Raw genomic sequence first — 20,411 nt, forward strand, 5'->3', positions numbered from 1 at the left:
CCATGCCGATCCGGCGGTCCAGCCACGGCAGCCGGGCCACCAGCAGCAGCTGGAACAGCATCAGCACCGCTGCGTGCAGCCCGAAGAACTTGGCGACCGTGAGCACCCCGTTCTTGCCCTCACCCACGGTGAAGAACAACACCTCGACGATCACCACGTTGACGAACACAAACGACCACAGCGCCCACCGCGCCGCAACGACCGGAAGTACGGTGCCCCGCCGCACCTGTGAACTTGTAGCCCCCACCACTCCCCCTCATCGCCACGTGGCCGTCCCCTCCTCGCCACGTGCGCAGAATACGGAACTTGACGCAAAAACGGGCCTACTTGGCCTTGACCGTTCTTGTTCCACCCCTTGACAGCGCCCTCTCACTGCCCGGAGTATCACCCCCGTGAACCTGTCAGACAGGCAGACAGGTGGGTCGGTGCCCCGGTGCGTCAGCGCCATGGAAGTGGGGCTCACCCACCTGCGCCGCGCGAGCGAACGCTGTGACTACGCCATCGGTGACCCGCTGCCCTCCGAGGCCCCGGGGCTGTGCGCAGGTGTCCGGGTCGTCAACGGCCCCTCGGAGTGCTACTACGCCCCGGTCGCCGCCACGGTGGGCCGGCCGGGCTCGCTCGCGGCGAGCCGGAGAGGCTGAGACAGTGCGCTCCGGTCCCTACGAGCAGCACCGCGAACTGCTGGAGCAGGCGGTACGGGCCCTGACGACCGGCGAGTGCGTCGCGCCCTTCGCCGGTCTGGCGGGCAACGCCGCCACCGTGGATGTGGGCATGAGGTCCACCCGGACCGCGGGGAAGGTGTTCGGATCGCTGCTCGGCCGGCCCTTCGAACTCGACCAGCCCGGTGAACTCGGCCTGGTGTCCACCGAGTCCTCCCCCTACGGCATCCGCATGGGCATCGGCTACCCGCGTTGCGATCCGGCGGCCCTCGTCGCGGCCGCGGAACGGGCGAGGCCGGGGTGGCGGGCCGCCGGGCCGCACCGGCGGGCCGGACTCGCCGTGGAGATACTGCGCAGGCTCAACACGCGCAGCCATGAGCTGGCGCTCGCCGTGCACCACACCACCGGCCGCCCGCTCGCGTCGGCGTTCCGGGCCGCCGGGCCGCACAGCCAGGACCGCGCCCTGAAAGTGATCGCACAGGCCTTCGCCGAGTTGGCGCGTGTCCCCGAGGACCTCGGCTGGGAACACACCGGGGATACCCGGCGCGGCAAGCAGCCGCCGCCGGTGCGGGGCAGCTGCGCCGCGGCACCGCGCGGCGTGTCGATGCTCGTCGGCTGTCCCGACTACCCGCTGTGGAACGGCCTTCCGGGCCTGTTCGCCAGTCTGGTGACCGGCAATCCGGTGATCGTGGCCCCGCACCCGCGCTCGGTGCTGCCGCTGGCGATCACCGTGCGGATCGCCCGCGAGGTCCTGGCGGAGGCGGGGCAGGACCCGGACATCGTGACCCTGGCCGTCGCGGAACGCGGGGAGCGGCTCCACGAGCGGCTGGCCACCGACCCCGACGTGCGGATCGTCGACTACACCGGCCCGGCGCGTTTCGCCGACTGGCTGGAGCGAAACGCCCGCCAGGCCGTGGTGTTCGCCCAGCGGACCGGGCTCAACACCGTGATCGTGGACTCCACCGACGACTATCGGACCCTGGTCCGCGGCCTCGCCGTGACCGTGTGCCGGTGCAGCGGAACGTCCCGCACCTCCCCCCAGAACATCCTGCTGCCCGCCACCGGCATCAGCACTGACGAGGGACGCAAGACCCCGCGGGAGTTCGGCGCCGACCTCGGCGAGGAGCTGAACCGGCTGCTCGGGCATCCGGCGAGGGTGGCCCGGCTGATCGGCGCGATCACCGGCGACGAGGTGCGGGCGAGCCTGGCGGACGCCGCGCGGTCCGGCACGGTGGTACACGCCTCGGAACCGCTCGGCCACCCCGACCATCCGGGCGCCGACGTCCGCGGACCACTCGTCGTGAGAGTGGCGGCCGAGGACGAACAGGTCTACGCCCGGGAGTGGCCCGGACCGGTCTCGTTCCTCGTGGGCACCGAGTCGATCCTGCACAGCCTGGCGGTGTTCCGGCGCACGGTGGGCCGCCATGGCGCGCTGTTCGCAGCGGTGCACTCCACCGATCCACTGGTGCTGGCCGCCGCCGAGACGGCGGCGCTGGACGCCGGGGTCCACCTCGTGGAGAACCTCGCCGACGACCTGCCCGCCGATCCGTCCTCCGCCGTGGCCGACCTCTGGGGAGCTGGCGCCCACTTCGTGACCGGACGGTTCCGGACGGTGCGCTCCTGGCGGCGCGCCACGGCACCGGATCCGTCCGGCCTGCCTGTTCTTGCCGCCGACGCGTTGGTCGACGCCTGACCGGGCCGCTCCCCCAGGACGAGGTGAAGGGCCTGCCTTGCAGGCCGACGGTGAGCGGACCATAGTCCAAGGTATGGACGTGCGCGAGGCGGCGCTGCAACGGGCCCACGATCATGCCGTCCGCTGGCTGGGGAGCCTGTCCGACCGGAGGGTGCCGGCCGGGGCCACCGTCGACGACGTCGTACGGGCACTGGGCGCCGAGCTGCCGGACGCTCCCGCCGACACGCCCGCCGATGTCGTCGAGTTGCTGGCCACCGCCTGTGAGCCGGGGCTCACCGCGTTTCCCGGCGGCCGGTTCTACGGGTTCGTCGTCGGTGGCGGCGAACCCGCCGCGCTGGCCGCCGACTGGCTGGTCAGCGCCTGGGACCAGAACTGCGTCATGCGTGCCGTCTCGCCCGCGCACACCGCGGTGGAGGACCTCGCCGGGGCGTGGCTGCTCGACCTGCTCGGGCTGCCACGCGGCAGCGCCGTCGGCTTCACCACCGGCGCGACGATGGCGAACTTCACCTGTCTCGCCGCCGGACGCGACGCGGTGTTGCGCCGGGTCGGCTGGAACGTCGCACGTGACGGGCTCACGGGCGGGCCACGCGTCCGCGTCCTGGCGGGCGAGTCCCGGCACATGGCCGTCGACCTGGCGCTGCGCTACCTCGGGCTCGGGGAACCGGAACTCGTGCCGGCCGACGACCAGGGGCGCATCAAGTCCGAGGAACTGCGCGAGAGTCTGGCAGCCGGCGGGCCCGGGCCGACGATCGTGGTACTGCAGGCGGGAGACGTCCACTCCGGTGCCTTCGACCCCTTCGCGGAGGCGATCGACGCCGCCCGCGCGGCAGAGGCCTGGGTGCACGTCGACGGCGCCTTCGGTCTGTGGGCGGCCGCCTCACCGCGGTACGCCCGGCTGACGGCCGGCTGCGAGCAGGCCGACTCCTGGGCGACGGACGCCCACAAGACCCTGAACGTGCCCTACGACTGCGGCCTGGCCTTCGTGCGCGACCCCGGAGCGCTCCGGGCGGCGATGGGACTCCACGGCGACTACCTGATCCAGGACGAGCGGGGCGATCCCTTCGACAAGGTCCCCGAACTGTCCCGGCGCGGCAGGGCCTTCACCGTGTGGGCCGCCCTCAGGTCCCTGGGGCGGTCGGGCGTCACCGACCTGGTCGAGCGGCTGTGCCGGCACGCCTCGTCCTTCGCCGCCGGGATCGCCGGGCTGGACGGCGCCACCGTCCTCAACGACGTCGTGTTCACCCAGGTCTGCGCGCACTTCGGTGACGACGAGCGCACCGAACGGGTCCTCGGGCGGCTGCTCGACGACGGTACGGCCTGGATCAGCGGCTCCACCTGGCGTGGCCGCCGCGTGATGCGGATCGCCGTCAGCAACTGGTCGACGACCGACGACGACGTGTCCCGCACGCTCGACGCGATCCGCCGGGCCGCCGCGTAGCCCCGGGCGGCCGCGCACTGGCCGCTGGTCACCGGCTACTCACTACTGGCCACTGACCACTGACCACTGACCACCGTTACTGGCTACTGGCCACTGGCTACTGATCACTGTCACTAGAACGTTCTACCTCACGCGACCCCTCGGACTCTTGACATAACCGTGCGGCGGCTGGCGTACTGCTCAGAGGCTATAGAACGTTCCAGTATCCGGGGCGTCCGGGGAGAGGAGAGCCGTGATGCGAGCCGCGGTGTACGCACTGGCGGTCTGCGCGGAGATGGTCTTGCGCGACCTGCCGATCGACGAGCGGGCCCGGCGCATCCACGAGGCCGGCTTCCAGGTCGAGATCTGGGACTGGACCAAGCACGACCTCGACGCCCTGGCCCGGACTCCCGCCGAGTTCGTCTCCATGACGGGGTACGTGAGTGGCAGCCTCACCGATGAGGACGGCGCCGCCGAACTGCTGCGCACCGCCGAGGAGTCGCTCAAGGCCGCCGAGCACCTGGGCTGCACGCGGCTGAACCTCCATGGGACCGGTCTGGACGGCCAGGGGCTGCCCGTGGTGCCGGTGTCCGGGGAACCCACCGGCGCGATGTGGATGGCGGCGCTGCGCACCCTCACGCGGATCGCCGAGCTCGGCGAGAACTCCGGGGTCACCTTCACGTTGGAGAACCTGAACACCGCGGTCGACCACCCCGGCGTGCCCTTCGCCAGGGCCGCCGACACCTTCTCGCTGGTCGCAGCAGTGAACCGGCCGGGGCTGCGCATGAATCTGGACCTGTATCACGCCCAGATCGGCGAGGGGAATCTGATCGAGCTGGTCCGCAGGGCCCACGGCGCGGGACTCATCGGGGAGATCCAGGTGGCGGACGTGCCGGGCCGTTGCGAACCCGGCACTGGAGAGATCAACTACCCGGCCGTCGCACAGACTTTGGCGGACATCGGCTACGAGGGCACCGTCGCCATGGAGGCATGGGCGTCCACCGACAGCGAGGCCGCGCTGGAGCGCTTCCGGGCCGCCTTCACTCTCTGACCGCAGCCGCCGCGGGACGCGTCTGCCGGCCCGCGGACCGGGCGGGGACATCCGTCCGCCTCGCACCCACGCACAACGGCGACCGCCACCACCCAAGCCACGAGGCAGATCACGGAGCAAGCGCCATGACCTCCCTCCAGTCCCTCGCGGTCGGCCTCATCGGTGCCGGACGCATGGGCGCCTTCCACGCCGAGACCCTGGCCCGCCGCCTGCCCGGTGTGCGACTTGCCGCCATCGCCGATGCGGCACCCGGCACCGCCCAGGCACTGGCCGCGCGTCTCGACTGCCCCAAGGCGTACACGGAGATCGGTGACCTGCTCACCGACCCGGAGATCGAGGCGGTCGTCATCGTCACTCCGGCCCACACCCATGCCGCTCTGGATGACGTCCGAGGCGAGGTCCTCGGCTCCAACTGCATGCTCACCATGGGCGACCTGCGCCGCACCCATCTCACGGCGTACGGCCCGGCCGGGGCCTCCGCCGAGTGCGTCACGCACGACCAGGACCTCCGCCACGCGGCCTACGTCGCCGAGCTGGCCGAATTCACCGACAGTGTCCGAGACAAGCGCACCCCGTCGGTGACCGGCGAGGACGCGCGTGCCGCGCTGGGCATCGCACTCGCCGCGATCGGTTCGATCGCCACGGGCCGCGCTGTGCGGGTGGGTGACGTCCGGGAGAGCCCCGCGACCGTGGTGCCGGCGGCGCGCTGAGCACACGCGTCCTTGTGGACCGCCCTGGCCTTGTCGGCCGGGTCGGCGAGGCGGGCGGGTGTGTGTGCGCTGGGCGGCGCTGCACATCCTCCGGCGGCCTCCCCGGCCACCAGCACCCTCCCTGCCGCGACGTGAGGCTCGAACGTCCTAGGATCGGTGCCCAGCAGACGATCCCGACCAGGGAGGACAGAGTGCCGGCGACCCCAGCGGTCCCCGCGGGAAGGCGACCGACGCTCGCCGACGTGGCGGCGCGGGCGGGCGTGTCCACGGCGCTGGTCTCCATCGTGATGCGCGGCGCGAAGGGCGCCGGCGCCGCCACCCGCGAGCGTGTCCTCGAGGCCGCGCGGGAGATCGGTTACCGTCCGGACGCCCGGGCGCGGCTGCTGCGCAGCCACCGCTCCCACTTGCTCGGGGTGCAGTTCGGCCTCCAGCATCCCTTCCACTCCGACCTGTTGGAGGGCATCTACGCGGCGGCCGAACCGGCCGGCTATCAGGTCGCGCTGAGCGCCGTGGCCGCCGGGCGCGGCGAGCAGCGCGCCGTCGAGACGCTGCTCGCCGACCGCTGCGAGGCCCTGATCCTGCTCGGTCCGCAGGCCCCCGCCGCACGACTGACGGAACTCGCCCGGCAGTTGCCGGTCGTCTCGGTGGCCCGCCGACTGCGGGCATCCGTCCCGGGCCTGGAGGTCGTACGGACCGCCGACGACGAGGGAGCCCGCCAGGCGGTGGACCACCTCGTGGCCCTGGGCCACCGCGACATCGCCCACATCGACGGCGGCCGGGCCCCGGGCGCTGCCGACCGTCGCCGCGGCTACCGCACCGCCATGAACCGCCACGGTCTGGGTGAGTACATCCGTGTCCTGCCCGGCGGGCTGACCGAGGAGGACGGCGCCGCGGCCGCCCGGACCCTGGCGGCGGCCCGCCCGCGCCCCACCGCCGTACTGGCCTTCAACGACCGCTGTGCCACCGGCGTACTGGACGTCTTCCTCCGCTCCGGCGTCGCGGTCCCCGGCGACGTCTCCGTCGTCGGCTTCGACGACAGCCACCTGGCCCGCCTGGCCCACATCAACCTCACCACCGTCGGACAGGACATCACCCGGCTCGCCGAGCTGGCCGTCGGCCGGGCCGTCGCACGCCTGGAGAGCGACGACCTGGAGAGCGACGAGACCGCCGTCGGGGACCATGTCATCGCCCCCCACCTCGTCGTCCGTGGAACGACCGCCCCGCCCCGCTGAGCAACAGCCCTGGTCCGACGGGAGCGCCGGCTCACGTTCTCGCAGGCGATGCCCGCCGGCAGCACACCCCGGTGCTCCCTGATTCCCGCCGCCCCGCCACCTCCACATCCCGGATCAGCACGGCGGTACGGCGGACCGGGAGAGCGCGGCGGCGCAGTCCGCCATGGAAACGCACAGCAACTCGCCGCCCCCGTACACCAGGGAGCGGGCGACGGCATGAGCGGCGTACAGGCCGGTGACGGGGTCGGCGAGTGCGTCGCCGAGGAACACCGGGTCACCGTGTGCGTCGCGGCCGGCCAGTCCGCCTGCGACCGCGGCGTCGTCGCCGAAGGCGATGCGGTCGTCGTCGCGGCCGTACCCGGTGATGGAGACCCAGACACGGCCCGGGCGGGCGGCGAGGAACTCCTCGGGGTGCACGCCGAGCCGTTTGAGCGCCCTCGGCCGGGACGCCTCGATGACGATGTCGGCCTCGGCCACGACAGCGGCCAGGGCGCCGGAGGCGAAGTCCAGCACGAGGCTGTCGTGGCCGTCGTGGAGCCACCGGTAGAAGCCGGGGTGCCCGGACCGTGCCCCGTCCGGCCGGCTCTCGCTCTCCACCTTGGTCACCCGGGCCCCGGCCAGCCCCAGCAGCCGAGCGCACAAGGGTCCCGCCCAGAGCGCGGACAGGTCGACGACCCGCAGACCCGCGAGATCCCGCGGACGGCGTTCTCCGCGGCGTTCGACTCGTACCGGGGCGCGGTCCCACGGAGCCGGTCCGAGCGCCGCGGCGGCGATGTCCATCAGTTGCGCGGTGCGGGCGAGTTCGGCCGCGGTGGTCTTCCGCGCCGCCGAGTGCAGGTCACTGTCCGGTGTGCCGAGACGTGCGAGCAGGGCGGGAAGGTTCGCGTGGTCGTCGGGGCGGGCGAGGTTGACGGCAGCCCAGCCGTCGGCGGCTGCGAGGAGCTGGCAGGAGCCGCCCGCCGACGTCCTGCCGGGCAGGTCGAAACCAGCCAGGTGGGCGCGGAGGAACAGGGTCGTGGTCAGGTCGACGACGACACCGGTCAGACCCGAGAAGTCCTCCACGACCGTGGTGAGCGGGCCGAGGTAGGGCTCGACGGCGGCCAGCCACCGTCCGAGATCGGCATTCCTTGCCATGCGAACAACCTTCTCGCCTGTGGTGGCGCAAGGTTACACCGCGGTGACCATGGAGCCGCCCTTCATACCGGCGCTCCTACGCCTTCCGCGACCCGGGGCGCACCGTCGGGCGGGCTCATCACCGCTCGGCCGCTACGGCTGTCGCTGGGCGCGCAGACCCGCACACGCCACATCGATCATGCGCTTGCGGGCCTGTGGGTCGAGGGCGTGCTGTTCCCGAGCGAGGCAGCCGACCATCAGGGCCTTGACATCGGCCCGCGTGATGTCCGGTCGCACGGCTCCGGCTTTCCGGGCGCCGGCGAGCAGTCCCTCCTCCACGGTCAGCAAGTTGCGCTCGGGATCGAAGGCCACCGCCTCGACATCGAAGCCGCTCCCGCTCATCGCCTGGGACAGACCGCGGTTCACCGCGATCTGCTCGACCATGAGGGCGAAGAACTCGAAGAACGCGGTGCCCGGATCACGGGTGGCGGCCAACTCCCGGGCCCGGACGACGATCTCGCTCACCAGGTGCAGCACGATCGCCTCGGACAGCGCGTCCTTCGTCGGGAAGTGCCGGCTGACCGTCCCCGTGCCGACACCGGCCCGGCGGGCGATCTCGGCCACCGGCGCGGAAAGCCCCTCGGCGGCGAACGTCTCCAGCGCCACCTCCAGGACGCGCTTGCGGTTGCGCTGGGCGTCAGCACGCATGACGAGGCACCTTACGACTCCATCCAAGCGGGACGAGTATCCCGATTGTGCGGGATGGGCATGCAGACGCGCGAAGGACGGTCACTCAGTCGCCATGCACAGTGGCGGCACCGCAACCGCTTTTGTACAGAGGCGAGTTGGCGGAGCCGACAGCGACTCAGGTCTCCGTCCGGCGCGCCGCCGCTCCCGGCCCGACGACGGCACGGAAGTCGCGTACCGCCACGGACAGGCGGGGCTGGTGGCCGACGAGGAAGGCGAGCGGGCCGTTCCGGGCGATGGAGAAGCGACTGCGGACCAGGCTGATGCCGCCGGCCTTCAGTCTGAGGGGCACCTGCAGCGGGCCGCGGATGTCGTGTTGCTGCACCAGATGGGCTCGGACGCAGGGCCGACCGGGCAGTTGAAGGATCTCCCTGTGCACGCCGAGGGCCCAGGCGCCGCCCGCCTCATCGGGGTGTACCGGGTGTATCTCTGTGTGCAGCGGCTCGCGGCTGTGGCGTCGGCCGTTGGCGGGACCGCCGGGGAAGGTGAGGGCGAGGGCGGCTGATTGTTTGGGCACGCCCCACAGGGCGCGGCCGCCGAGCAGGGACTGCTCGTCGTCGACCCATGCTTCCACCGCGGTCGCCGCGATACGGCGGCGGTGTGTGACGGCCAGGGCGATGAGGAGTTCGTGGTAGGCGAGTGTGCCGCCTGGCCGGTAGTCGGCCCAGAAGGACAGCAGGGTGCAGCGTTTCCCGGTGACCAAAGGGCGCACCCCGGTGGGCAGTGGCCAGCGCGGCAGTCGCGCAGGCGGAAGGCGCCACAACGACACATACATGTCGCCGCGCAGGCGCCAGGGCTCGGGCGGACAACGGGCGGCGCTCACGGGGGTCACCTTCTGGTGGTCGAGGACCGTCATGGGCCGTGTGCCCGCCTCCCCGGACATCACGCGTCGCCCGGCCTGCCGCCGCGCCCTGCCCGACGATGATCCGTCGCGGGGGTCCGTACAGGGCGACAACCGGCATGACGCCATGACGGCGGGGGACCCATGAGCAATGGCGGTCAGCAGGAGCTATGCCGTGGCGGCTTCGGCGCAGTGGCGGGACACCGAAGACGGGCGCCGACTACCCGCGGGAGAGGTTCACGCGTGGGAGCCGGGCAGGAACCAGACCGTGTGCGGAGTGCCCCTGAGCCGCTCTCGGCTCACCCGCTTCCCCCACATCGAGTGGCCCGACACCTTCCCGGAGTCCGGTGGCGCGGCCGACCGTGTGCAGCGGCACTGCCGGCGCTGCGCGTCTGTCGCGGGGCGCAGGGACAGTGACATCCGCCCGCGGTGGCAGCGGACCAATCCACGACCGTGAGCCATGACGACATCGCGCCCCACCGGTCGGCTGCTTGAGTCGCCATGGCGCTTGATCCGCCGCCCAGGCCGCGCGTTCGCCTGCGTCGGCCCGCCTCCACGATGACGACACCCGGCCAGGGATCGGTCAGCCGATCCGTCACGGCTTCAACCTGACCTACGACACCACCCGGAACCGAATATGTCCTCTTTGACCCTTTTTAGCGCTATCTACAGTTTTGCCGCTCACGTCGTGGTTAGCCGAAGAGGGTGGGCTTGACCGCGCCAGATGGCCGGGGCGAGTGCTTGCGCCTCGACAACGGCCACGGTCGAGCGGGTTGGACAGACAGGTGGTGCCCCCAGGAAGCAGGTGGTGCCCCTGGAGAACAGGCGGTTCCCCCAGGAGAAGGGGAGAAAGAGGGACTCATGAGTGACATGGCGAATGCGGGTGCCGGGCGTGCTCAGCAGGCCGGGCGGACAGCGAAGCAGGAGGCGTCGGCCACTGCCGACCGGGCCAGGCAAGCGGCGGGCGAGGTCGCGGGTACGGCCGCCGAGCAGGCAAAGGTCGTAACCGGGGAGGCCCGGGAACAGGTCGGCGCGGTCGCCGGTGAGCTGCGGGAGCGGGTCACGGAGCAGGTCGAGAGCCAGGCCCAGCGTGGGGCGGAGACCCTGCGGCAGTGGGCGGACGACCTGTCGGGTCTCGTGGACAAGGCAGGCCGTGACTCCCCCGCGAAGACCCTGGTGGCGCAGGTGGCCGACCGCGGTCACCGTGCCGCCGACTACCTGGACAAGCAGGGGGTGGAAGGCATGGTCCAGGATGTGCAGGACTTCGCCCGCCGACGGCCGGGCGCGTTCCTGGGCGCGGCGACGCTGGCCGGGTTGGTCATCGGACGGCTGGCCAAGGCAGGCAGCAAGTCCGACGGGTCCCGCCCACGCACATCGGATGAGGCGCCGTCGGGGCAGGCCCCGCCTCCGCTTGAGCAGAGTGTGCCGGCGTCGGGTGTCCCGCCGGAGCTGCCGGGTTACCGGGGGGTCTGACATGTCGTCGATCTCTCCACGGTCCCCGCAGTCGGGCGGGCAGGGCGGTCAGGACAGCTCGGTGGGTGAGCTGCTGTCGACAGTGACGTCGGACGTGCAGCACCTGTTCCGGCAGGAGGTCAAGCTGGCCAAGGCCGAAGTCCAGGAGGAGGCCACCAAGGCGGGCAAGGCCGCCGGGATGTACGGCGGCGCCGGGTTCGCCGGCTACATGGTGGCCCTGTTCGCCTCGCTGGCGGCGACGTTCGCCCTGGCCAACGTCATGGACCTCGGCTGGGCCGCGCTGATCGTCACCGGGGTGTGGGCGGTGATCGGTGCCGTTCTGTACCGCAGGGGCCGTGAGCGGATGCGGACCGTATCGCCGAAACCGGAACAGACGATGGAGACACTCAAGGAGGACGCGCGATGGGCACGGCACCCGACCAGGTAAGGGCCGAAATCGAAAGCACCCGGGAACGGCTGTCCGAGGACGTCTCCCGGCTCGCGGACCGCGCCCGGCCGCGCCAGATGGTACGGCGGCGCTCCCGCCGGGTCCGCGGCGCGCTGTCCGGGGTGAGGAACCGGGTGATGGGCACCGCCTCCGAGGTGACCGGACAGGCCACCGAGCGGACACGGCAGGCCGCCCAGTCGGTTCAGGAGACCACCGGGCAGGCCGCGGAGACGGCACGTCAGACGGCCGGTGAGATCACTGACACCGCCCGTCAGACCGCCCAGCAGGCGGGCGAGGCCGTTCGGCAGGCCCCCGAGCAAGCAGTGCGGCAGACCGAGGGAAATCCGCTGGCGGCCGGTCTGATCGCCTTCGGCGCCGGACTGCTCACCGCGTCCCTTCTCCCCACCTCGCAGACCGAACAGCAGGCGGCGACCCGTATCGCCGACCGAGCCGGCGAGGCGGTCGAACCGGTCAAGCAGGCCGCGGTGGAGTCGGCGCAGCAGTTGAAGCAGGACGCCGTGCAAGCCGGCCAGCAGGCGGCCGAGGAGGTCAAGGACACCGCCACCGGGGCTGCCCGCAGCACCGCGGACCAGGCCAAGGACCGGGCCGGACAGGTCTCCGACCAGGCCCGCCGGTCCGCACGGACCACGGCCGACAAGACCCGCGAACAGCCCTGACCTGGCGACGAGGCAAGCGGCCCTGATCCTTGGCAACGAGACGGGCCGGCCTCGGGACTGTGTCCCGTCTCGGCTCGATGTGCACGAGCGGCATGCACGCGCATAGCCGCTCCTGCACATCGATGGCGCCGCTTCCGCACATCGCATCGATGTCGCCGCTCCTGAACAACGAGGTCGCAGCTCCCGCACATCGAATGCGTCCCGCTCACACTCACCGCCGCTGTTCCGGGCCCCGTCGGCTCCGCGTTTCCGCGGAGGCCGGACGGGGACCCGTCCTCCGTGGTGGCCTATGGAGCGGAACAGCGAGTCCGTGTTCCCGCGTTGCGGGCCCGCTGGCTGACTCAGACGTTCGTGCACTGGGCCTTCCCGACGGATCAGGTTCAGGCCCTCCTGCCCGAGGGCCTCGTCGTGGACGAGTACGACGGTGCGGCGTGGGTGAGCCTCACCCCCTTCGTCATGGCGGATGTGCGCCCTGCCGGCGTACCCGCCGTGATGCCCGGACTTCCGTCGTTCGCGGAGACCAATCTGCGGACCTATGTCCGAGGTCCGGACGGGCGGGACGGGCTGTGGTTCCTGTCCATCGAGGTGGCCTGCCCGGTCATGCTGGGAGCCCGCGCCATCGGCGCCCCGTACAACCAGGGGAGGCTGAGCGTCTCCTCGGACCGCCCGGCGAATGCCGTCTCCTACGCGGGTTCCCGGTGGGGTGGTGCGCCGTCGTACCGCCTGGTCGTTCGCCCCGGCGAGCCGATCGCGCCGACGGACCGGGATGTGTGGCTGACCTCGCGCTGGCGGGCGTACACGCGCCGGTTCGGCATGGTCTGGGAGACGCCGGTCGAGCACGAACCCTGGCCGTTGTCCGCTGCCACCGTCGACGGGCTGGAAGAGACGCTGACCACCGCCGCGGGCCTTCCGGCGCCCACCGCCGAGCCCCTCGTGCACTTCTCGCCGGGCGTCAGGCACGTACGCCTCGGTCTTTCCCGGCCCTGCCCTCCGCGGCCCGGCCCTTCCTGAAGAAGGGTGCCGGGCTCTGAAGAAGGGTGCCGGGCTCGCGTACGTGCTGACCAGCCGCCCGTGTGCCGTGTTTCACCCGGCTGCGGGGGTACCCGGCCGTCTCGTAGGAAGGGAGGACCCCATGGCCGAGGCAAGATACCGGGCGCCGGCGGGCGCACTCGCGGTCGCGCACGGCGCCTTCAACGTCGCCGGCGGGCTGTGGCCGCTGGTGCATCTGCGCAGCTTCGAGTGGGTGTTCGGGCCGAAGAACGACACGTGGCTGCAGATGACGACGGGTGGCCTGCTGGTATCCACGGGCGTCGCGCAACTCGGCGCCGCCGCGACCCCGCAGGGCCGGGCCCATGCCCGCCGCGTGGGCCTGGGCACCGCACTCACCCTGCTGGCCATCGATCTGGTCTACGTCCCGAAAGGCCGGATCCGCCCCACCTACCTGCTCGACGCCGCCATGCAGGCGGGCTGGATCAACGCCTGGCTGCGCGGCCCGCGAAGAGAGTGCGTACGCCACGAACGATGAACCATGAGCGACCGGCTGCGCTCGGCACAGCAGACGTGGAGGACGACATGAGTGAGCAGACCCCGTCCCAGGCAGAGGGCGAGCGTGAGCAGGACACCACGACGCACCAGGAGGCCGAGGAGTCCGGACACCGCGACGTGCCCCGGACCACTCCCTCGCAGGCGGAAGGCGACCGCGAGGACGACGCGGACGACGCGGGTTGATGAACGGAGGTGCTTCAGCGCCTCACGGCATCGGTGAGCGGCACGGGCGGCACGGGCGGCAGCCGGAACCGCGGAAGCGCTGAACTGACGCGCTTCGGCCAGGGCACCCGCTGCACGTCCCGCTGCCGGTCATGACGCATGCCGCAGGCCTGCCCAACCCTTGTCCCCCGACGCAGAGCCGGAGCGGGGTCAGAGCCGTTCCGGGAAAGGACGTACCGACGTGATCACACCTGAGCACATCGAGGCCCTGCTCGAGTCCGATAGCGATGACCCGGTCCTGATCGTCGCGGCCGGATCCTCCGTGGTCGTTCCCGCGTCGGCGACGGCCACCGACCGGTACCGCGGGGCAATGGAGATCATCTCCCGACAGGACCTCGTCGACCAGCTCGGCACCGACGCACCGTCCCGGCGCGATCTCGAGGAGATCGCGACTCGTCTGGACGCCACCGTGGCGCAACTCGGCGCCTGAGGAATGAGTTCGAAGAGGCTCGTCCCCCGGAGCGCCGCACGCGCACTCGTACGCATTTCGGTTGAAGCAGCATTGATTGTGACCAATCAACACATTTCTTGACAATTCGAGCCCTGGATCTTATCCATTACGTAGCAAGTCTTGCTCCGAATCCGCAGTCGGCAGTGATCGCGGAAGAGGTGGGAGGACGGGACCATGGCACGGGCAGTGGGAATCGACCTCGGTACGACGAACTCGGTCGTGTGCGTGCTCGAAGGCGGAGAGCCCACGGTCATCACCAACACGGAGGGCTCGCGGACCACTCCGTCGGTGGTCGCCTTCACCAAGGCCGGCGAGGTGCTGGTCGGCGAGGTGGCCAAGCGCCAGGCCGTCACCAACGTGGAACGCACCGTGCGTTCGGTCAAACGCCATATGGGCGAGGCGCGGTGGCGGTTCCCGGACTCCGGGAGCGTCGACGGAAAGCGGTACACCGCGCAGGAGGTCTCCGCGCGGGTGCTGCAGAAGCTCAAGCGGGACGCGGAGGCGTACCTGGGCGAGGACGTCACGGACGCGGTCATCACCGTCCCGGCGTACTTCAACGACTCCCAGCGCACAGCGACCAAGGAGGCCGGGGAGATCGCAGGGCTGAAGGTGCTGCGGATCATCAACGAGCCCACCGCGGCCGCCCTGGCCTACGGCCTGGACAAGGAGAACGACCAAACCGTCTTGGTCTTCGACCTGGGCGGAGGCACGTTCGACGTGTCGCTGCTGGAGATCGGTGAGGGGGTCGTCGAGGTCAAGGCCACCAACGGCGACACCCACCTGGGCGGCGACGACTGGGACCAGCGGATCGTCGATCATCTGGCCAAGCAGTTCCAGCACAACTACGGCGTCGACCTGACCAAGGACAAGATGGCCGTCCAGCGGCTGCGCGAGGCCGCCGAGCGCGCCAAGATCGAACTGTCTTCGGCCACCGAGACCACCGTCAACCTCCCCTACATCACCGCCTCCGCGGAGGGTCCCCTGCATCTGGACGAGAAGCTCACCCGGGCCCAGTTCCAGCAGCTGACCGCGGACCTGCTCGAGCGCTGCAAGGGCCCGTTCCACAACGCGATCAAGGACGCCGGAGCCAAGGTCTCCGACATCGACCGCGTCATCATGGTCGGCGGCTCGACGAGGATGCCCGCGGTCACCGATCTGGTGCGCGAGTTGACCGGCAAGGACCCGCACAAGGGCGTGAACCCCGACGAGGTCGTGGCGGTCGGTGCCGCACTGCAGGCCGGCGTCCTCAAGGGTGAGGTCAAGGACGTCCTGCTCCTCGACGTGACCCCGCTGTCCCTCGGTATCGAGACCAAGGGCGGCATCATGACCAAGCTGATCGAACGCAACACGACCATCCCGACGAAGCGGTCGGAGATCTTCACGACGGCCGAGGACAACCAGCCGTCGGTGCAGATCCAGGTCTTCCAGGGCGAGCGCGAGATCGCGTCGTACAACAAGAAGCTCGGCATGTTCGACCTGACCGGTCTGCCGCCCGCCTCGCGCGGTGTGCCGCAGATCGAGGTCACCTTCGACATCGACGCCAACGGCATCATGCACGTCTCCGCGAAGGACCTCGGCACCGGCAGAGAGCAGAAGATGACCGTCACCGGCGGCTCCTCGCTGCCGAAGGACGACATCGACCGCATGATGCGCGAGGCCGAGCAGCACGCCGAGGAGGACCGGCGCCGGCGGGACGCGGCCGAAACCCGCAACCGGGCCGAGCAGGTCGCCTACCAGACCGAACGACTGCTCGCCGACCACGCCGACAGAATCCCCGCGGATGTCAGGGGCGAGGTCGACGGTGCCTTGGCGGAGCTCAAGCAGGCCCTCGAAGCGGAGCCGGCCGACGGGGAGCGCACCGCCGCGCTGCGGGAGGCCACCGACAAGGTCACCGCTGCGGCCCAGAAGGTCGGCACCGCCATGTACGCCCAGGCGCAGGCCCAGGGCGAGGACCAGGACCAGGGCCAGGACCGGGGTGCGGCCGCCGGCGGCGCGGGCGGCGGCGAGGCGGGCGCCTCCGGGCAGGACGAGGATGTCGTCGACGCGGAGATCGTCGACGAGGACAAGCGGCAGGAGGGCTCCGGATGACCCGCCCCACCGACACCCACCGCCCCGGCGAGCACCCGCTGACGATCCTGCGGGACAAGCGGCGGCGGGAGACCGGAAGCAGCCTGGAGCCTCGCCACCGGGGCGACATCGAGCCGGCCCGGCAGGCCGAAGCGGCCAGGAGCGAGGCCGACGCCCTACGGGCGCAGCTCCGTGAGCGGACCGCCGACCTGCGGCGAGTGACGGCCGAGTACGACAACTACCGCAAGCGAGTCCGCCGCGACCGGCGCACGGTCGGCGAGATAGCCGTGGCCAACGTGCTCACCGGACTCCTCCCCGTCCTGGACGCCATCGACCAGGCCCGCATGCAAGGACAGGTCACCGGCGGCTTCCGCCGTGTCACCGATGTACTGGAAAGCGAGCTCGCGGCCCTGGGCCTCGAGGCCTTCGGGGCGGTGGGCGATCCTTTCGACCCCGCCCTGCACGAGGCCGTCTCCTGCACCCCCGCCGACCGTGTCGAACAGCCCACCTGTACCGCGGTCCTGCGCCCCGGCTACCGGGTCGGCGACCAACTCCTGCGGCCCGCCCAGACGGAGGTCGCCGAACCACCGGCCGACCGGTGATGCCACGACCGGTGAAGCCACGAGTGGAGCCTTGACCGGTGATGCCACGACCGGTGAAGCAACCGATGCCGGCACTTCTCGCGATCGACGCGGAGGAACACCATGCACATGCAATGGGACTCGTTCCTGGCAGCGGTCCAGGAGCGGGGTGAATACGACACACCGCAGGAGGCCGAGCGGTCCGCACGGGTCGTGATCGCGCTCCTGGGCGCGCACCTGGCGGGTGACATTCGCGCCGAGCTGGCCGCCCGGCTTCCGGAGACGTTCGCAATGCTGCTGCTCAACCCTCTCCAGGCGCACGAGCCACTGTCTCCGGAGCGATTCATCCGGGCCACCGCCGCATGGATCGAGGGAGCCACCGAACAGACGGCGACCTGGGATGTCAGCGCGGTGCTCAGCGTGGTGGCCGACGCCGCCGACGAAGACCTGATGAGCAAGGTCCTCCTGCAACTGCCCCCGGGCTACGACCTGCTGTTCGGCCGACCGCGCCCATCTGTGTCGCAGGACGGCGTGTAGCGCGGGGACGGACGGTGTCCGAACTGGCCTCCGGTGAGCTGACGTTGCCTGTCGAGCGGTACCGGCTCGACCAACTACACGATTTGTTGTCCGACATCACCCAATATCGACCGTCACATTCACACGGCCACCATTGTCCCCCAGGCACGCATTGGCGTCATTGATGCGCAGCCCCAGTCGACCGGAATGTTCGGCGTCGAACGCGTCGCCTTCTCCTACAACGAATACCGGGCCACGGCCAATTCGCCCAATGAGGGTTCCGTAGGGAGCGTCGTCGGTCACATGGCAGCGTTCCTGGAACCCTATCTCCTCATCGGTGTTCCAGTCGTACCCCTCAGGACCTATGCGCCCTCCAAGCTCTTTGTCGCGACGGTAATCGACCGTCCACCTGCCCTCAGCGGAGATGTCGACGAACTGACCGGCTTGGACGTATGCAACTCTCTGCCAGCCGTCCCTTGCCCGGATTTTGACGTCAGTGGTATCAACGTTGGCCGGTAGGGTCACTCCAAGAGCAAGGGCAAGACAGGCTGCTCCTACAAGGGTGCTTCTCATCATCTCCGGCACCTCCCCTTACGGGCTCGTCCTGAGTAAGCACTCGCAGCTGCACCGATAATGAGAATGAGCAGGAAAATTCCGTACCGAAACAGCAAATGTCCTGCAACGAGGCCGGTTATGGCCATGCCGTCACCCGTTTCACCAGAACGCCTGATTTCACACGGATATTCTTACGGGACTTCTCAAAACATGATGCTACGTCGGATCGAGGCACTCCGAATACGCTGCCATTCGGGCCAGTGCCATCACCGGGCTGGCATTCAGAGGCGGCCGAGACGCGCTTGTTGTCGGTCGGGGGCGGCAGGGTGGGGACGGCGACGCGATCCGCAAGTCGTACGGCAGTGGATCGAGGGTCCGCACTACGGGGGCGACGGCGCCTCATGGGAGAAGACGCGTGAACCGACGGCCCGTCCGGAGTGGTACGACGGACGGGAGCGCCGTCCCCCTCTATCCTGCCCGCGCGGGGCACCGCGGCGACGCGGGGCCGCACCCCCAGGAACGCACCCCCGCCCATAGGCGCCACCCAAGGCGTTACCCGGGGTAAGAAAAGTGTTCGCCGGGGCGGTGCGCAGGTGAAGGGTTTGTCGCTACGTTTTGACATGCACGCAACGCTCGCCGTTCGCGCACACCCGTTCACCGAACTCTTCACCCGCTTCCCCCCAGGAGCCACCCCATGCGCATGCGCAGACTCCTCGCCTGTCTTGCCGCGGCCACCGCCACGCTCGGCGGTCTCACCGCGGCGGCGCCCACCGCCGCGGCCGCGGACTCGGGCACGTTCAGCGTGCTCACCTACAACGTCGCGGGCCTGCCGGAGGCGATCTCCAGCGCTCCGACCCCGCGCGAATCAGCCACCCCGGAGATAGGCCGGCGCATCGCCCCGTACGACATCGTCAACGTCCAGGAGGACTTCAACTACCACGCCTACCTGTACTCCACGGACACCCACCCGTACCGCACGGCGACGAGCGGCGGCGCGGCCATCGGCAGCGGGCTCAACACGGTCTCCGACTACGCCTGGGACGGGGACGACTTCGAGCGGGTGCGCTGGAAGGACTGCCAGTTCGACTCCGGTGACTGCCTCACGCCCAAGGGGTTCACCTTCATGCGCGAGCAGCTCGCCGAGGGCGTGTACGTGGACGTCTACAACCTGCACACCAACGCCGGTGTCAGCGAAGGCGATCTGGCGGCGCGCGCGGCCAACCTGGCCCAGCTGACCGCGTTCATGAAGACCCACTCGGCGGGCAACGCGGTCGTCGTCATGGGTGACACCAACACCCGCTACACCCGATCCGGCGACACCATCGCCGAGTTCGCCGCGGCCAACGGCCTGACCGACCCCTGGGTGCAGCTGATCCGCGGCGGGGTCGCGCCCGCCAAGGGCAGCGCCACGCTGGGCTGCGACCAGTCCGGGCCCACCGTGCCCAACACCTGCGAGGTCGTGGACAAGGTCCTCTACCGCGGCAGCAAGCTCGTCACGCTCAACGCGACCTCGTACAACAACGAGCACAGCAAGTTCCTCACCTCCGACGGGCTGATGCTCTCCGACCACGACCCGATCGCGGTCGGCTTCAACTGGTCGCGGAACCCCGACTTCCGGCTGAGCGAGCAGTTCGGCGGCCCGCACGGCGACTACTACCAGGACATCGACGCCGTCCCGGCCGGCGCCCGCGCCACGAAGATCTCGCTGCGGGCCGGCTCGCGGGTCGACCAGGTCGGCATCACGCTGGCGAACGGAACCGCGCTCACCCACGGCGGTACGGGCGGCACCGCCTCCTCGCTGACGCTGGGCAGCGGTGAGTACGTGACGACCGCATACCTGTGCCGCGCTCAGAAGGACGGCCGTACCCGGGTCTTCTACGCCAAGTTCACGACCAACCTCGGCAACAGCCTGGCGGGCGGTACCACGACGTCCGACTGCGTGACGCGTACGGCGCCGTCCGGGTGGCAGATCGCCGGATTCCACGGGCGCTCGGGGAACGAGGTGGACAAGATCGGCTTCATCTACACGAAGCGCTAGCGCGTCGGCAGTCGCGTCTGCGCGGGGCAGTGAACGCGGCGGTCGCCCGGCGCGTATCAGCTCGCGGAGTCGCTCCATCACGTTGCGTGCCCGCACGCCGAGCAGAGACGAGAGGACGAGGAACATGGCGGAACAGCGCTACCACGTCATCGACATGACCTGCGGCCGTTGTGCCGGATCCATCGAGACCAAGGTCTCGGGGGTCCTCGGCGTCGACCGGGTGGGCATCGACCTCAGCACCCGATCGGTGATCGTCACGGGCGATGCGCTCGACGGGGCGAAGGTCTGCGAGGCGATCGCGGACGCCGGGTTCGAGGTGGCCGCGGTGCTGTGACGCTCCGAAAGACGACGGCGAGGCCCGGCGGCATCGGCCGCCGGGCCTCGCCGCGCTGTGAA

At 70.6% G+C, this 20,411-nt stretch carries 23 protein-coding genes and 1 pseudogene; 19 read left to right on the plus strand and 5 right to left on the minus strand.

Features of this window, described 5'->3' with window-relative positions; genetic code table 11:
- Window positions 1–226, minus strand: a pseudogene (locus tag EF387_RS00005) (oxidoreductase); the annotation flags it as partial.
- A gap of 166 nt (window positions 227–392) precedes the next feature.
- Between EF387_RS00005 and EF387_RS49900 the strand changes: the two are divergent.
- From EF387_RS49900 to EF387_RS00035, 6 genes are all read left to right on the plus strand, one after another.
- The gene (locus EF387_RS49900) at window positions 393–641 is read left to right on the plus strand and encodes a hypothetical protein (protein WP_420802502.1); all 249 of its coding nucleotides are present in this window, start codon (window positions 393–395) and stop codon (window positions 639–641) included.
- Window positions 642–645: 4 nt separating this feature from the next.
- Window positions 646–2,352: an aldehyde dehydrogenase family protein gene (locus EF387_RS00015; protein WP_128374363.1), complete on the plus strand. Its 1,707-nt coding sequence runs from the start codon at window positions 646–648 to the stop codon at window positions 2,350–2,352.
- 73 nt (window positions 2,353–2,425) lie between these two features.
- A complete protein-coding gene (locus EF387_RS00020; RefSeq protein ID WP_128374364.1) occupies window positions 2,426–3,790 on the plus strand; it encodes a pyridoxal phosphate-dependent decarboxylase family protein in 1,365 nt (454 codons plus the stop codon).
- Window positions 3,791–4,025: 235 nt separating this feature from the next.
- On the plus strand, window positions 4,026–4,820 hold the full coding sequence (locus EF387_RS00025) for a TIM barrel protein (RefSeq protein ID WP_238431258.1): 795 nt from the start codon (window positions 4,026–4,028) through the stop codon (window positions 4,818–4,820).
- 125 nt (window positions 4,821–4,945) lie between these two features.
- The gene (locus EF387_RS00030) at window positions 4,946–5,530 is read left to right on the plus strand and encodes a Gfo/Idh/MocA family protein (RefSeq protein ID WP_128374365.1); all 585 of its coding nucleotides are present in this window, start codon (window positions 4,946–4,948) and stop codon (window positions 5,528–5,530) included.
- A 191-nt stretch (window positions 5,531–5,721) separates the two neighbouring features.
- Window positions 5,722–6,762, plus strand: coding sequence for a LacI family DNA-binding transcriptional regulator (locus tag EF387_RS00035; protein WP_128374366.1), 1,041 nt, complete (start codon window positions 5,722–5,724; stop codon window positions 6,760–6,762).
- A gap of 114 nt (window positions 6,763–6,876) precedes the next feature.
- Here EF387_RS00035 and EF387_RS00040 read toward each other — a convergent pair whose 3' ends face one another.
- From EF387_RS00040 to EF387_RS00050, 3 genes are all read right to left on the minus strand, one after another.
- Entirely contained in the window at window positions 6,877–7,896 is a 1,020-nt protein-coding gene (locus EF387_RS00040) for a CoA transferase (RefSeq protein ID WP_238431259.1), read from the minus strand.
- Between the two features lie 132 nt (window positions 7,897–8,028).
- Entirely contained in the window at window positions 8,029–8,583 is a 555-nt protein-coding gene (locus EF387_RS00045) for a TetR/AcrR family transcriptional regulator (protein ID WP_128374367.1), read from the minus strand.
- Between the two features lie 157 nt (window positions 8,584–8,740).
- Window positions 8,741–9,445 (minus strand): acetoacetate decarboxylase family protein, encoded by a 705-nt coding sequence (locus EF387_RS00050; protein ID WP_162467055.1) that lies wholly within the window; start codon window positions 9,443–9,445, stop codon window positions 8,741–8,743.
- A 169-nt stretch (window positions 9,446–9,614) separates the two neighbouring features.
- Between EF387_RS00050 and EF387_RS47895 the strand changes: the two genes are divergently transcribed.
- From EF387_RS47895 to EF387_RS00105, 11 genes are all read left to right on the plus strand, one after another.
- Entirely contained in the window at window positions 9,615–9,920 is a 306-nt protein-coding gene (locus EF387_RS47895; protein WP_128374369.1) for a hypothetical protein, read from the plus strand.
- A gap of 404 nt (window positions 9,921–10,324) precedes the next feature.
- Window positions 10,325–10,936 (plus strand): hypothetical protein, encoded by a 612-nt coding sequence (locus EF387_RS00060; RefSeq protein ID WP_128374370.1) that lies wholly within the window; start codon window positions 10,325–10,327, stop codon window positions 10,934–10,936.
- 1 nt (window position 10,937) lies between these two features.
- Entirely contained in the window at window positions 10,938–11,363 is a 426-nt protein-coding gene (locus tag EF387_RS00065) for a phage holin family protein (RefSeq protein ID WP_128374371.1), read from the plus strand.
- Window positions 11,339–12,040 carry a DUF3618 domain-containing protein gene (locus tag EF387_RS00070; RefSeq protein ID WP_128374372.1) on the plus strand — a complete coding sequence of 234 codons (702 nt, stop codon included), beginning with the start codon at window positions 11,339–11,341 and terminating at the stop codon, window positions 12,038–12,040. The genes EF387_RS00065 and EF387_RS00070 overlap by 25 nt, the downstream gene beginning before the upstream one ends.
- 279 nt (window positions 12,041–12,319) lie before the next feature.
- Window positions 12,320–13,051 (plus strand): YqjF family protein, encoded by a 732-nt coding sequence (locus EF387_RS00075; protein WP_128374373.1) that lies wholly within the window; start codon window positions 12,320–12,322, stop codon window positions 13,049–13,051.
- Window positions 13,052–13,172: 121 nt separating this feature from the next.
- Window positions 13,173–13,565, plus strand: a complete 393-nt coding sequence (locus EF387_RS00080) for a hypothetical protein (RefSeq protein WP_128374374.1) — start codon at window positions 13,173–13,175, stop codon at window positions 13,563–13,565.
- A gap of 47 nt (window positions 13,566–13,612) precedes the next feature.
- Window positions 13,613–13,768, plus strand: coding sequence for a hypothetical protein (locus EF387_RS47325; protein ID WP_202918099.1), 156 nt, complete (start codon window positions 13,613–13,615; stop codon window positions 13,766–13,768).
- 220 nt (window positions 13,769–13,988) lie between these two features.
- Window positions 13,989–14,237 carry a hypothetical protein gene (locus EF387_RS00085; RefSeq protein ID WP_128374375.1) on the plus strand — a complete coding sequence of 83 codons (249 nt, stop codon included), beginning with the start codon at window positions 13,989–13,991 and terminating at the stop codon, window positions 14,235–14,237.
- Between the two features lie 195 nt (window positions 14,238–14,432).
- Window positions 14,433–16,346 carry a molecular chaperone DnaK gene (dnaK, locus tag EF387_RS00090; RefSeq protein WP_128374376.1) on the plus strand — a complete coding sequence of 638 codons (1,914 nt, stop codon included), beginning with the start codon at window positions 14,433–14,435 and terminating at the stop codon, window positions 16,344–16,346.
- Entirely contained in the window at window positions 16,343–16,927 is a 585-nt protein-coding gene (gene grpE, locus EF387_RS00095; protein ID WP_128374377.1) for a nucleotide exchange factor GrpE, read from the plus strand. The genes dnaK and grpE overlap by 4 nt, the downstream gene beginning before the upstream one ends.
- Window positions 16,928–17,029: 102 nt before the next feature.
- A complete protein-coding gene (locus tag EF387_RS00105; RefSeq protein ID WP_128374379.1) occupies window positions 17,030–17,443 on the plus strand; it encodes a DUF2267 domain-containing protein in 414 nt (137 codons plus the stop codon).
- A 96-nt stretch (window positions 17,444–17,539) separates the two neighbouring features.
- Here EF387_RS00105 and EF387_RS00110 read toward each other — a convergent pair whose 3' ends face one another.
- Window positions 17,540–18,007 carry a hypothetical protein gene (locus EF387_RS00110; protein ID WP_128374380.1) on the minus strand — a complete coding sequence of 156 codons (468 nt, stop codon included), beginning with the start codon at window positions 18,005–18,007 and terminating at the stop codon, window positions 17,540–17,542.
- A gap of 670 nt (window positions 18,008–18,677) precedes the next feature.
- Between EF387_RS00110 and EF387_RS00115 the strand changes: the two genes are divergently transcribed.
- Both EF387_RS00115 and EF387_RS00120 read left to right on the plus strand, forming a co-directional pair.
- The gene (locus EF387_RS00115; protein WP_128374692.1) at window positions 18,678–20,015 is read left to right on the plus strand and encodes a jacalin-like lectin; all 1,338 of its coding nucleotides are present in this window, start codon (window positions 18,678–18,680) and stop codon (window positions 20,013–20,015) included.
- Between the two features lie 124 nt (window positions 20,016–20,139).
- A complete protein-coding gene (locus EF387_RS00120) occupies window positions 20,140–20,349 on the plus strand; it encodes a heavy-metal-associated domain-containing protein (RefSeq protein WP_128374381.1) in 210 nt (69 codons plus the stop codon).
- Window positions 20,350–20,411: the final 62 nt, after the last annotated feature.

Source organism: Streptomyces cavernae, assembly GCF_004023625.1.
Classification (GTDB): Bacteria; Actinomycetota; Actinomycetes; order Streptomycetales; family Streptomycetaceae; genus Streptomyces; species Streptomyces cavernae.